At 43.0% G+C, this 12,645-nt stretch carries 11 protein-coding genes and 1 pseudogene; 5 read left to right on the top strand and 7 right to left on the bottom strand.

Annotated features, from left to right (window positions below; translation table 11 throughout):
• Positions 1 to 517: 517 nt before the first annotated feature.
• Entirely contained in the window at positions 518 to 1,423 is a 906-nt protein-coding gene (locus Xbed_RS09175; RefSeq protein WP_086112628.1) for a LysR family transcriptional regulator, read from the bottom strand.
• 122 nt (positions 1,424 to 1,545) lie between these two features.
• Here Xbed_RS09175 and aptA point away from each other — a divergent pair, with 122 nt between their 5' ends.
• The 4 genes and pseudogenes from aptA (at position 1,546) to Xbed_RS20690 (ending at position 6,231) form a co-directional block, all read left to right on the top strand.
• Positions 1,546 to 2,877, top strand: coding sequence for an omega-aminotransferase AptA (gene aptA / locus Xbed_RS09170; RefSeq protein WP_086112627.1), 1,332 nt, complete (start codon positions 1,546 to 1,548; stop codon positions 2,875 to 2,877).
• 15 nt (positions 2,878 to 2,892) lie between these two features.
• Positions 2,893 to 4,389, top strand: coding sequence for a CoA-acylating methylmalonate-semialdehyde dehydrogenase (locus Xbed_RS09165; protein ID WP_086112626.1), 1,497 nt, complete (start codon positions 2,893 to 2,895; stop codon positions 4,387 to 4,389).
• A 72-nt stretch (positions 4,390 to 4,461) separates the two neighbouring features.
• Positions 4,462 to 4,896, top strand: a complete 435-nt coding sequence (locus Xbed_RS09160; protein WP_086112625.1) for an ASCH domain-containing protein — start codon at positions 4,462 to 4,464, stop codon at positions 4,894 to 4,896.
• A gap of 184 nt (positions 4,897 to 5,080) precedes the next feature.
• Positions 5,081 to 6,231: pseudogene (locus tag Xbed_RS20690) on the top strand (MFS transporter).
• Here the strand turns inward: Xbed_RS20690 and Xbed_RS09150 are convergent.
• Together Xbed_RS09150 and Xbed_RS09145 are read right to left on the bottom strand one after the other, a co-directional pair.
• Positions 6,228 to 7,139 (bottom strand): LysR family transcriptional regulator, encoded by a 912-nt coding sequence (locus Xbed_RS09150; protein WP_086112624.1) that lies wholly within the window; start codon positions 7,137 to 7,139, stop codon positions 6,228 to 6,230. The pseudogene Xbed_RS20690 and the gene Xbed_RS09150 sit on opposite strands and share 4 nt — an antisense overlap.
• Positions 7,140 to 7,400: 261 nt before the next feature.
• Entirely contained in the window at positions 7,401 to 8,249 is an 849-nt protein-coding gene (locus tag Xbed_RS09145) for an alpha/beta fold hydrolase (RefSeq protein ID WP_086112623.1), read from the bottom strand.
• A 608-nt stretch (positions 8,250 to 8,857) separates the two neighbouring features.
• Between Xbed_RS09145 and Xbed_RS09140 the strand changes: the two genes are divergently transcribed.
• Positions 8,858 to 9,313, top strand: a complete 456-nt coding sequence (locus tag Xbed_RS09140; RefSeq protein ID WP_086112622.1) for a YaiI/YqxD family protein — start codon at positions 8,858 to 8,860, stop codon at positions 9,311 to 9,313.
• A gap of 102 nt (positions 9,314 to 9,415) precedes the next feature.
• Here the strand turns inward: Xbed_RS09140 and Xbed_RS09135 are convergent, their stop codons facing one another.
• The 4 genes from Xbed_RS09135 to Xbed_RS09120 form a co-directional block, all read right to left on the bottom strand.
• Positions 9,416 to 10,819, bottom strand: coding sequence for a coniferyl aldehyde dehydrogenase (locus tag Xbed_RS09135; protein ID WP_086112621.1), 1,404 nt, complete (start codon positions 10,817 to 10,819; stop codon positions 9,416 to 9,418).
• A 3-nt stretch (positions 10,820 to 10,822) separates the two neighbouring features.
• Complete coding sequence (locus Xbed_RS09130; RefSeq protein ID WP_279625517.1) at positions 10,823 to 11,062, bottom strand: lysoplasmalogenase family protein; 240 nt, start codon at positions 11,060 to 11,062, stop codon at positions 10,823 to 10,825.
• A 71-nt stretch (positions 11,063 to 11,133) separates the two neighbouring features.
• Complete coding sequence (locus tag Xbed_RS09125; RefSeq protein WP_086112619.1) at positions 11,134 to 11,745, bottom strand: recombinase family protein; 612 nt, start codon at positions 11,743 to 11,745, stop codon at positions 11,134 to 11,136.
• 7 nt (positions 11,746 to 11,752) lie between these two features.
• Positions 11,753 to 12,583, bottom strand: coding sequence for a KilA-N domain-containing protein (locus tag Xbed_RS09120; RefSeq protein ID WP_023043658.1), 831 nt, complete (start codon positions 12,581 to 12,583; stop codon positions 11,753 to 11,755).
• Between the last annotated feature and the right edge of the window lie 62 nt (positions 12,584 to 12,645).

Here is a 12,645-nt window from a genome sequence, read left to right as displayed (position 1 = left end):
TATCAGGCCATGATTTCGGGTGTGAGAGCCGTGAAATGTATCACAGTTGACTCACGCCTTTTAATATTCCGCCTGTTGCACTTAATATGTTAACTCAGCGTTACTAGGTTCTATTAATGGACTTTCATTTATTGGAATGCTGGCTCTATAACTTATCATTTCCACAGCATTTGATGGTCGAGAAAAAACAGATAAAAAAAGGAGATTAACTAAAATAACACATAAAGAAACCCTATAATTGTTTTTATGCATGATGCCTCCCAGATCTTTTTAATATTTTACTTAACATCTGATGAATATGAAACACAATCACCAGTTGCAACCAAATACATAACTACAGGGATGCTAAAACACACTCTTGCATATATATGTCTATTTGTCTTTATTCTTTGTGTAAGATAATTGAATGCGTTATATCAAAATAAAGACAACAAAAAACACATGGATAATATTTATTTTCAATAATCTTATTGTTTTTATTCTAAAATAGAAGAGAGTGTTTAACCGTTTTTTGGGGTCATTTGCACTCTAACTCATCTAAAAACAATTCAAGAATCGAATTATTTCGTTTTCCCTTACGGGTTACTATTGAAATTTTAGAATCATAATAAATTTGCTCTGGTGCCAATGCCTTCATTAAGCCTTTTTCCACCCAAAAATAAGCGTAATGATCCGGAAGGAATCCAACAAACTGACCCGTTAAGATTAAAAATGCGATGCCTTCACGATCAGACGCTGTTGCCGCGCTGTTCAGCATCGCATGATGATTCATGGCTTCCGTACTTATCCGATAGCTGGGAATAACGGCATCCAGTTGATTGAGCCGGCGATAATCAAAATTATCAGCGGCTGAAAACAGCATATGCTTATGACTGCAATATAGGTAAGCCCGTTCATTGTAGAGTGGGGCGTAATTCAACCCTGATAGGGGCATAATCAGCGGTAGGGCGCCAACCTGTAATCTTCCATCTAACACGCCTCGTTCAATTTCCGTTGGTGTACTCATGCTGATGTTAATCTGGATGTGAGAACTGGCTGATCGTAGATGCTCCAGCGCATTAGTGATGCGCATCATCGGCTGTGTCACTAAATTATTAATAATACCGATGTTGAATTCTCCCCGTAACTGTTTGTGCATCTGATTAACATGCTGACGGAATTCTTCAATTGACGCCATCATGGTTTCACTGGCACAAAGAATTTCACGGCCTTCATCCGTTAAAGAAAATCCGGCACGTCCTCTCTGGCACAATCGCATCCCTAAACGTTTTTCTAAATCGCTCATATGGAGGCTAATGGCTGAACGAGTCATACCCAGTGAACCTTCTGCCGCAGAAAAACTGCCGCATTCTACCACGACCTTAAAGATCCGTAATAGTTTCAAATCAAAATCAGTCACTTGCCTAAGATTTGTGGATTTCATTTACGTAAGTAAACTCATAACTAATGATTTGATAATTGAGATTTAACTTGAGTATAGTTTCATTGCAAACTCGTTGTTACAACCCTCTTTTTTTGTCACAACCTTGTGCGAGGAGTGAAAAAATGTCAGCGAAAAACTGTTTTCAAACCCTAAATCTTAAAGCACATTGGATGCCATTCAGTGCCAATCGTCATTTTCAACAAGATCCACGTTTAATTGTTTCAGCAGATGGAAACTGGTTGGTCGATGATCAAGGCCGGCGCATTTATGACAGCTTATCAGGCTTATGGACGTGCGGGGCTGGTCATTCACGCACTGAAATTCGTCAGGCGGTTTCTGAGCAATTGGGCACGTTGGATTATTCTCCCGGCTTTCAGCATGGTCATCCCTTGTCATTTAAGCTGGCAGAAAAAATTGCCCGTTTAATGCCCGGCGATTTGAATCATGTCTTTTTTACCAGCTCAGGTTCAGAAGCGGCTGATACCGCAGTGAAAATGGCCCGTGCTTACTGGCGTATACAAGGGCAGCCCGCAAAAACGAAATTTATCGGCCGGGCGCGTGGGTATCATGGCGTCAATATCGCCGGGACCAGTCTTGGCGGGATTGGGGGGAACCGTAAAATGTTTGGCCAGTTTATGGATGTGGATCATCTGTCGCATACATTACAACCCAATATGGCTTTTACTCAAGGAATACCCTCGGCTGGTGGCCCAGAACTGGCCGATGAATTGCTTAAGCTGATTGAACTGCATGATGCCAGTAATATCGCTGCCGTTATCGTCGAGCCACTTTCTGGGTCTGCCGGCGCTATTATCCCACCACAAGGCTACTTACAACGTTTGCGAGAAATCTGTACTCAACACAATATCCTGCTGATCTTTGATGAAGTGATTACCGGATTCGGGCGTCTGGGATGTTGGAGCGGCGCTGAATATTTCGGGGTCACTCCGGATATTCTCAACGTTGCCAAACAAATTACCAACGGTGCAATTCCCTTGGGGGGGGTCATTGCGTCCAGCAAGATCTACGATGCCTTTATGTCACAATCTCTACCTGATCATATGATCGAGTTCAGCCACGGTTATACCTATTCAGGTCACCCGGTTGCTTGTGCGGCAGGATTGGCCTCATTGGAACTGCTGGAAAAAGAAAATTTACCGCAACAATCCGCCGAATTGGCACCCCATTTTGAGCAAAAAATCCATGCGTTGAAGCACTGCCCGAATGTTGTGGATATTCGTAATTGTGGGCTGGTGGGAGCCATTCAAATTGCGCCAAGGGATGGAGATGCGACTGTTCGGCCTTTTGATGCAGGTGTTGCATTATGGAAAGCGGGTTTTTATGTCCGTTTTGGAGGTGATACGTTGCAATTTGGTCCAATGTTCAATGCTAAAACGGATGATCTTGATCGCCTGTTCAATGCCGTGGGTGATGTTTTATACCAGCTTAAATAAAGGGGATCAGAAAGTATGCAAACAGTGACGCATTTAATTAATGGTGAAATAACCGTCGCAGATGGCAGAACCGCCGCCGTGTTTAATCCCTCTACCGGAGATGTGATCCGTCAAGTTGAAATGGCCGACCAGGAAACCGTACAGCAAGCAATCGCTGCCGCGAAAGCCGCGCTTCCGGCTTGGCGTGATACACCACCCGCGAAACGCGCTCAAATTTTGTTTCGTTTTAAACAATTACTTGAACAACATGAAGAACAGATAATTAGGTTGATCAGTGAAGAGCACGGGAAAACGCTGGAAGATTCGGCAGGAGAATTGAAAAGGGGAATCGAAAATGTGGATTTCGCCACCGCAGCGCCGGAACTATTGAAAGGGGAATACAGTCGCAATGTTGGACCAGAAATTGATTCATGGAGCGATTTTCATGCCGTGGGCGTTGTTGCCGGTATAACGCCCTTCAATTTCCCTGCGATGGTTCCCTTATGGATGTATCCGCTGGCGATTGCCTGTGGTAATACGTTCATCCTTAAACCGTCTGAGCGTGATCCCAGTTCAGCATTGTTTATCGCAGGGTTATTCCAGCAGGCAGGGTTACCCAAAGGGGTACTGAACGTTGTCAACGGCGATAAAGAAGCGGTTGATGGTTTAATTGAATCCCCCGATGTGAAGGCACTGAGTTTTGTCGGTTCTACGCCTATAGCAGAATATATTTACCGTGAAGGAACGCGACGCGGCAAACGGGTTCAGGCATTGGGTGGAGCGAAGAATCATGCTGTCTTAATGCCGGATGCAGATTTAAATAATGCCGCCAGCGCGTTGATGGGCGCTGCCTATGGTTCATGTGGCGAACGTTGTATGGCTATTTCTGTTGTGGTCTGTGTCGGTGATCAAATCGCTGATGCCTTAATTGAAAAACTGACGCCACAAATTAAGACGCTCAAAATTGGGGCCGGAACTGAACGTGGTCTGGATATGGGGCCATTAGTGACTCAGGCGCATTTAAAAAAGGTGTCAAATTATGTTACCGAAGGTGTCAACGCCGGAGCCAGGTTGGTGGTTGACGGCAGGGATCTCTCTGTTGCCGGATATGAAAATGGCTTCTTTATTGGTGGTTGCCTGTTTGATCGTGTTACACCAGAAATGCGTATTTATCAGGAAGAAATCTTTGGGCCAGTGCTATGTATTGTGCGGGTTGCCAGTTTGGAAGACGCGATAACACTGATTAATGCCCACGAATATGGCAATGGGACTTGCGTCTTTACAAATGATGGCGAAGTGGCTCGCATGTTTGCCAATGAAATTGAAGTGGGTATGGTAGGGATCAACGTTCCATTGCCTGTTCCTGCTTCTTATCACAGCTTTGGGGGTTGGAAACGTTCACTATTCGGTGATTTATATGCTTATGGCCCGGATGGTGTCCGTTTTTATACTCGCCGTAAAACGATCACTCAGCGTTGGATTAAACGCAAACGCCATGAAGCCGCTCAATTTGCTTTCCCCAGCAATAATTAATCTTCATCATTATTTATTTAACGGGCGGTGCCCTTGGCCGCCAAAATTTAACCCAACATTAAAAAGACAAATATGAAAACAGACCACATTATGGAATTGATGAAAGACAAATATCCAAAAGCTGAACGTTGGGTATTTGGTGATTCTCCTGCCATGAATGATGAACTGGCTGAATTGGTTGCCAAAGGTATCAAAACAGCAACGACTTGCTCGTTTAATTTATATGATTCTGATGAGTCAGAAGGTGACAAAATTACCGTTGGCAATCACTATATTGTCTTCGACAGTAAAGAACGTCCGATCTGTGTTGTCAGAGTTATTGCTATGCACTTAATGCAATTTTCAGAAATGACGACAGAATTGGCCTGGAAAGAAGGAGAGGGAGACCGAAGTTTGCTTCACTGGCAAGCGGAGCATCAACGTTTTTTTGGGCGCATGGGTGTTTTTTCACCCGACATGGAAATTATTGTTATCGAATTTAAGACCGTTGATTTTCCCCCTAACTAATCCCTTAAATTTCCGACAGAGATTCAAGCCGCCTTACTGCGGCTTGAAATCTATTGAGACAAAATCATTTAAGAAATTATGTCTACAGAGAATAGACCAAAGCATCCTTTTGTTTTTACAGATGATTTGCCATTATTTTGCTTATCCATTAAAAACAGATATTCAATAAACTCCCAAAACTCCCATGATGAAAAATAAAAGCGCTATGCTGTTGTTGACGTTATCCATTGCCGTTTTTGGCGTTATTACAACGGAAGTTGCGGTGATTGGATTGCTGCCACAACTGGAAGCGCAATTGCATGTAACACCCACCCAAGTCGGTTTTCTTGTCGGGATTTATGCCATCGTTGTGGCAATAGCCGGGCCATTTATCACTCTGATTTTGTCTGGATATAACAAGAAGCATGTTCTTCTCTCTATTCTCCTGATCTTTGTGATTTCTAACCTTATTTATGCTATGACAGATCGCTTTAATTTGATGCTGCTATTCAGAATCCTTCCCGGATTGGTACATGCTGTTTTCTTTGCGGTTGCTCTTGTCATTGCCGCGAATTCCGTTTCTGAAGAAAAAGTGCAGGGGCGGTTGCAAAGGTTTTTGCTGGCGTTGCTGTGGGGATGGTATTAGGAATGCCACTGAGTTCCTTTATCGCCGAACATTTATCACTCAGCGCTGCCTTTTATTTTGGGGCGGCGACTTGTGCACTCGCTTTTATCGGTATTCTGTTTTTTGTTCCTTCTATCCCGGCAACAAAAAACAATCCTGTTATTGAACAACTAAACGTACTGCGTAAAGGAAAGCTATGGTTGGCGATGGTTACCGTGACATTAATTTTTTCCGCAATGTTCTCAAGTTTTAGCTATATAGCGGATTATTTATCGAAAATTACTCAATTTGATCATGATTTTATTGGCGCAATTTTAATACTATTTGGCCTTTGTGGATTTTTAGGCAATTTTGTCTTTAGCCATTTCCTGCAAAAAAGCGTTATAAACACGACCTATATTTATCCGATTTTGTTAATCCTTCTCTATATCCAAGTCTGGTATCTGGGTTTTTCGCCAGTGGCTATGTGTGTATTGACCGTGTTTTGGGGTGGGCTACATACGGCGGGGCTAATGGTCAGCCAAACATGGCTTATGCAGGAAGCCAATGAAGCCCCTGAATTTGCCAACAGCCTTTACATTGCGTTTTCTAATTTAGGCATCACCATTGGCTCCGTTACAGGCGGATGGTTTCTTTCTCAGTTCGGCGTGCATACCGTTGTACTAAGCAGTATCCTCTTTGCATCTATGGCATTTCTTAGCATTTGCATTAAAAACACGCTTAAGCGTTAATCCAACAAGCCATTTTCTGCCATTTCTACCAAGGCATCTACGACATGACGTATTTTGGGTAACAGTTGGCGGTTTTTAGGCCATAACGCGCTAATCGGAATTTCTACGCCAGAATGTCCTTGCAATACCTCCTTGAGTTTTCCACTTTCAAGGTAACTCCCTACCATCCATAATGGTAGCTGTGCGAAGCCGCATCCTGCCAGTACCGCAGATAACATGGCATCTCCATCAGAAAATTCATACGTTGCTGGTGGAGTGTAACGTCTTGTCTCGCCAGTTTTTTCTTTCAATAACCAAGAGATAGGCTGATTTCTGCGAAACCCGACCACACATTGATGTTGACTCAATTCTTCTGGAGTACCGGGTTCACCATTAGAATGTAAATAATCCGGTGAAGCACAGATAACCAGTTTTTGCGTCGTTAATTTACGGGCGACCAATCCACTACTGTCAGCGAGTTCTCCGATCCGTATAGCAAGATCAATACCTTCCTCTATCAAATCGACAAAACGTTCACTGAATGAAACGGTAAGAGCCAGTTCGGGATAATCACCCGCCATTTGCAGCAGAACGGGCAATATTCGCTGACGCCCAAAAGCAGCCGGCAGATCAATCCGCAATCGACCAGCAGGATGAGGAATATGTGAAGTAAGCGCCGCTTCAGCTTGTTCAAGAATATCAAGAGCACTTTGACAACTTATCAGGAAGGCTTCTCCATCGGGTGTTAAACTCAAGCGGCGTGTCGAGCGCTGAAAAAGTTTAATCCCCAAGCGGTTCTCAAGCCGCCCGACACTTTTACCTACAGCAGATTTTGTCAAACCAAGGCGTTCTGCCGCCGCTGTAAAACTTCCCAATTGCGCTGTTGTGACAAACGCGGTTATCCCACCCAGATGATCAGTTCTACGCATATTTAAGGTTATCTATGTCAGAAAATATATTAATAAAAGATGAAGCCTATCTTATCCATAACTGAGGTCAAGTGGCGCGGTTGGCGCAGAGACATTTTCTGAAGACATTGAAATAAACCGGTCAGACTCATATTCAATATGAAAATTCAATAAATTCACAAACAAGTCTCGCATGCTGATTAAATCATCAGTAAGAATATTGGTGAGTATATAGGCGCTCATTTTGAAATAGTTATTAACTTTAACATGTAATAGTGGCTATTATTTTCTTTTCAGAAACTGTTGCAGAGCTTTGTCAAACGCTTCAGGCTGTTCCAGCATGGGAGTATGGCCGCTGTTATTGATCAATACATGTTCCACATTTTCAAACATTGGATGAACATCAAGCCATACAGCGGGTGGGGCAATACTAAAATCATGTGAACATGAGATAATTAATACAGGAGAAGTGATTCTGGTCGTGTAATCCAAGATATTGATCTCAGCAAACACATTCCCCCACAATTTATCAAACATGACAGTGTGGGTTGGTACATCATCCCATAAAAACATTTCATCAAAGTTTGCATCAAACCAGCGCATAGCACTTAATCGGCAACAAAGATGAACAAATTTCCGCTCAGGTTCAGACTGAATATCAGACTCCAGTTGGGTGATATTGTTGTTGAAAATCTGTTTCCTGTTTTCATCCGCATCCGCTTCCCACCTGGCAAACTGTAACGCTTGCATGGACTTGGATAAACAGGGTGGAGCATTAACCAGAATGGTTCCTTTAATCCTGTCATTGTTGTTCGCAGTAAAATCCAGTGCCATGTAAGCGTGACCGGAATGACCTAATATCCAACATTGCTCGATATTCAGCTCACAACAGACTCGATCAATATCTTGCGTAATCTGAGCCAGAGAAACATCAGACTCGTCAACTTTACGGTTACAGACTGCAAATCCGCGATGATCGACAAACACACAATGATAGTGGCCATAAAAGGATTCGGGCATAACTCGCTGATAGTAATCAGCACTGCCAATAATCAGAAGGGTTTCTCCCACACCTTGTTCAATGACTTTTAGTGTAAAGTCTTCGGATTGAATGATATGTACTTTATTCATTGATATAATCACCTTTTTACAATCGAAGAAATATCTTCACATCAGATACGTTGTTCGCACTGTTTTTATCCGCATACCTTTAAGCATACACAACCAGGCTAATATGCTAACTCCCATCAAAATAGCGAACAGTGAAAACGGGGGTAAGGTTGTAAGCACTACGCCGCTGAACATTGGGTTAAATGCGCCGTCAAACGTTTTTTATTATCAAAACTAACAGGAACACGCCCTAAAGAGACATTTTATAACACTCTGGAACTATTACGCTTTGCTAAACAGTTTGATAATCGTTTAGATAACTTCTTTGATATGCATCCGGTCTTTGTACCTAAGATTGTTGTTGTGAGCGATAGTCGTTCATGTATTGATAAAATTAAAAAACACCTAATGTAATGTGAATAAGCGAGTTTCATAATGCTATCTCAGTAAGGTGGTTGTGATCTGTCCTTGATTTAGTGCCCATCTTGTTTTCAAATCAACCAACAAAAACAATAAAAGACGAAAATATCGTTTAAGAACAATATAAATCAACTAAAAGATGTGATTATTTTAAAATAGTCGTAATATCCTATAGTTAGCTAACAATATGAAATTGAGAGGAATTTGTTATGCCTATATGGGTAGATGCTGATGCATGTCCTAAGGTTATAAAAGAAGTGTTATATCGGGCGGCTGAACGTGAAAAAGTACAGGTTACATTTGTGGCAAATCAGCGATTAAGTGTACCAGCATCCGTTTTTTTACGTACATTGCAAGTTCCCGCCGGATTTGATGTCGCTGACAATGAAATTGTTCGTCGCTCAGAAATAGGTGATTTAGTCGTTACCGCCGATATTCCTCTTGCTGCTGAAGTGATCGAAAAAGGTGCAATAGCGCTCAATCCGCGCGGTGAACGTTATAGTGAAGCGACAATACGTGAACGTCTGACTATGCGTGATTTTATGGATACGATGCGAGCGAGTGGGATCCAAACGGGAGGACCGGCTACATTAAACCAACGTGATCGCCAACGGTTCGCAAATGAACTGGATAAATGGTTATTGCAACAAAAAAAAGCATCTTGAAACGATAACGTATCCAATTGTTTTATAAATTCTTTTAAAAGCAATTATCATAGATAAAAGCCGATATGGTGCTGTTTATAGATCGCCTTATCATGAGATTTTTTATCGTGTGAAAAAGCGGAGAATCATATTAACAAACTTACCATAAGGAGGACGTAGCTGATCTGTCAGTGCCGGATTGTATTTGCGCAAAATAGGCATGGCCTTGGAAAAGGTTTTAAAGCCTTCATGGCCGTGATATTGCCCCATACCGCTCGGGCCTACGCCACCAAAGGGTAAATCTGTACATGCAAACTGATACAGCGTGTCATTGATGCAAATGCTGCCTGCAACGATGTGCAATAAAGCAGCTTCAATTTGCTTGTTATTTTTGCTGAAACAATAACAGGCCAATGGGCGTTCACGGCTTGCAATATAATGGATCGCTTCACCATAAGAGCGGTAGGTTTTAATCGGTAGCAGTGGACCGAAAATTTCTTCCTGCATGATAGCACTGTCATCATTAGGGTTTAGCACTAGTGTAGGAACAAGAACACGTTGCTTAAGTGCTTGCTCCGGATCAATAAGAGGCATAAGCGGAATGATCTGATGACCGCGTATGCTTGCATCTTCAAGCAATTTGATAAGGCGTTGATACTGGTTGTTATTGATAATGCTTGTATAGTCCGGAAAGTTGTTTGGTTGGGGATAGCGTTGCGAAATCTGTTCTTTAACTTCTGCAATAAACGACTCAATGATGCTTTCCGGCAATAATACGTAATCTGGTGCTATACAGGTTTGTCCGGAATTGAACAGTTTTCCGGTTATAATGCGGGCAGCAGCCTTTTTCAGATCGGCATCGGGAGCAATCAGTGCTGGAGACTTGCCGCCAAGTTCCAACGTAACAGGCGTAAGGTTTTGTGCGGCAGCGGCCATGACTTTTTTACCGTTCGCCCTGGAGCCAGTGAAAAGCAGGTGATCAAAGGGTAGGGCAGAAAAAGCGGCTGCAATATCTGCTCCGCCTTGTGCAATACTGACACGATTTTCAGGAAAAGTTTTGCTTAGCAGTTTTTCTAAATAGGCATTGGTATGCGGTGTATGTTCTGAAGGTTTGATAAATGCATGATTACCTGCGGCAATAACCGCTATCAATGGGGTGAGAACCAAATTAACCGGATAATTCCACGGCGCCATGATGCCAACAACGCCAAGTGGTACATAGCGTATTTCAGCCTTGGCCGGCCACAACTGCCATCCCGCCTTGCGTCTTTGCGGTTTTATCCATTTTTTAAGATAACGCAGACACAGATCAATTTCTTGTAACACAATTATCGCTTCTGCCATGATGCTCTCATGGCTGGAACGATGACCAAAATCGCAGGAAACGGCTTCCACCATTTCATTCAGACTGGCTTTAAAACTTGCGCGCAGGCGCAGCAGATCATCCCGGCGTTGGTCTTCATCAGGTCGATTCTGTTCCCATGCTTGACACAGTGCGTCAAATTTAGCCTTGATTAATTCTGTCATTGGTCACTTCTTGGCCACAGAACTGGCAAAACACCATTGAGCTATATAATAAGTACTGAGTACCAAGAGCGGACTTAACGGAGTTTCAAAGTAAAAACGACCATAAGCGAGCATGCTATCGCTGATAACAAAAAAGATACCTCCAAGAGCTGCTGTATTTGCTGCATGTTGTGCTGGAGGCTCCGGGTTTTTAAGTGGATAAATAATCGCTCTATTAACCGCTAACCAAGCCATGAAAGCCAAAATGGCTATTTTTACCCATCCCCCGATAAGGTTCAAAGTTGATGAGGAAAAAAATGGGTACTCAGTTAGCGCTAAGATTTTAATACTCTTTTGCCGTGTTCCCTGAGTTCCCCATCTGGCCCTACATACTTATAGAGAGCCTGTCTGCTAATCCCAAGCTCTTCACATAATTCAGATACGCTACAATCTCTACTCTTCATGGAAGCTTGTGCCAGGCGAACCTGAGATTTTGTGAGTTTAAAAGAACGTCCGCCTTCACGTCCTCTTGCTCTGGCCGCTGCCAGCCCTGCTTTTGTTCGTTCACTGATCAACTCCCGTTCAAATTCGGCCAGCGCGGCAAAAATCCCAAAGACCAATTTGCCACTGGCCGTCGTCGTATCAATTTCTGCACCTTGCCCGGTCAGTACCTTAAAGCCGATTTTTCGATCCGCCAGATCATGGATAGTATTCACCAGGTGTTTTAAGCTTCGGCCAAGCCTGTCAAGCTTCCATACCATTAACACATCGCCAGCCCTGAGGGCTTTCAAACAGGCATCCAATCCAGGACGTTTGTCTGACTTCCCTGATATTTCATCCTGATAAATGTTTTCTTTATTAACACCGGCAGCAAGTAAAGCATCCAGTTGGAGATCCTGCACCTGACTTCCATCAGATTTGGAGACACGGGCATACCCAATTCGCATGAACGACCTATTTTAATTGTTTAAGTTTTTCAATGGATTTGTTTTCTATCAGGATCTTCATTTGACTGACCGCAACGCGATTCAGCTTTTGGAACCTGTCGTTTGCAGAGAGGCCTTGCTCGATAAGTTCAGCATTGAAGCTTTCTAAATTAGATAACACGACAAGCTGTTCCAGTGTGGCATAGTCCCGTATATTGCCTTTTAGTTCCGGGTTCTCTTTACGCCAGTCGCTGGCTGTCTTGCCAAACAAAGCCAGATTCAATATATCGGCCTCATTAGCGTAAGCAAAGTTTCTTGCTTTTGGGTTAAGCTCCAGGGCGGGAATAATGTTCGTTTTTATTGACTCTGTATGAATATGATAGTTGACCTTGGCCAGAGTGCGCGAAACATTCCATTCCAGATTTTTCTGTTCATTTTCTGCTTGTTTGAGCCGTTGGAATTCTTTTAATAGATAGAGCTTAAACTCTGCGCTGATCCAGGAAGCAAACTCAAAAGCAATATCCCGATGCGCATAAGTTCCGCCATATCTGCCCGCTTTCGAGATGATCCCGATTGCATTGGTGGTTGTGATCCAGCGTTTTGGCGTGAGAGAGAAACTGTTTGCGCCCGCTTCATGTTTAAATCCATCGAATTCGATGGAATTAAAATCGGGATTATGGAGCTGTTCCCACAAACCGATAAACTCAATGGTACTGCGGTTTCTCATCCAGTTTTGCAGAATGTAATCACCACGGTCGCCATCTTTGTACTTAGCGATGTCAGATAGCGATATATAGTCATCTTGTTTGTCGGAAAAGACAGAGACTTTTATACCCCTAACATCAATTTTTTGCGCCATAAACCTTTCTTCTCGCTTTGGGTGTGTCAGTTAAACGAAGGTTTAAATGACAGCCTTGTTTT

The sequence above is a fragment of the Xenorhabdus beddingii genome (assembly GCF_002127545.1).
In the GTDB taxonomy this organism is placed as follows: domain Bacteria; phylum Pseudomonadota; class Gammaproteobacteria; order Enterobacterales; family Enterobacteriaceae; genus Xenorhabdus; species Xenorhabdus beddingii.
Note: the sequence above shows the minus strand (reverse complement) of the source record. Positions and strands in the feature narration are given on the sequence as shown.

What these genes read in the sequence shown, in the direction of transcription:
- Xbed_RS09175 (WP_086112628.1), bottom strand. Translation starts at nt 1,423, where the DNA reads ATGAAATCCACAAATCTTAGGCAAGTGACTGATTTTGATTTGAAACTA.
- aptA (WP_086112627.1), top strand. Translation starts at nt 1,546, where the DNA reads ATGTCAGCGAAAAACTGTTTTCAAACCCTAAATCTTAAAGCACATTGG.
- Xbed_RS09165 (WP_086112626.1), top strand. Translation starts at nt 2,893, where the DNA reads ATGCAAACAGTGACGCATTTAATTAATGGTGAAATAACCGTCGCAGAT.
- Xbed_RS09160 (WP_086112625.1), top strand. Translation starts at nt 4,462, where the DNA reads ATGAAAACAGACCACATTATGGAATTGATGAAAGACAAATATCCAAAA.
- Xbed_RS09150 (WP_086112624.1), bottom strand. Translation starts at nt 7,139, where the DNA reads ATGCGTAGAACTGATCATCTGGGTGGGATAACCGCGTTTGTCACAACA.
- Xbed_RS09145 (WP_086112623.1), bottom strand. Translation starts at nt 8,249, where the DNA reads ATGAATAAAGTACATATCATTCAATCCGAAGACTTTACACTAAAAGTC.
- Xbed_RS09140 (WP_086112622.1), top strand. Translation starts at nt 8,858, where the DNA reads ATGCCTATATGGGTAGATGCTGATGCATGTCCTAAGGTTATAAAAGAA.
- Xbed_RS09135 (WP_086112621.1), bottom strand. Translation starts at nt 10,819, where the DNA reads ATGACAGAATTAATCAAGGCTAAATTTGACGCACTGTGTCAAGCATGG.
- Xbed_RS09125 (WP_086112619.1), bottom strand. Translation starts at nt 11,745, where the DNA reads ATGCGAATTGGGTATGCCCGTGTCTCCAAATCTGATGGAAGTCAGGTG.
- Xbed_RS09120 (WP_023043658.1), bottom strand. Translation starts at nt 12,583, where the DNA reads ATGGCGCAAAAAATTGATGTTAGGGGTATAAAAGTCTCTGTCTTTTCC.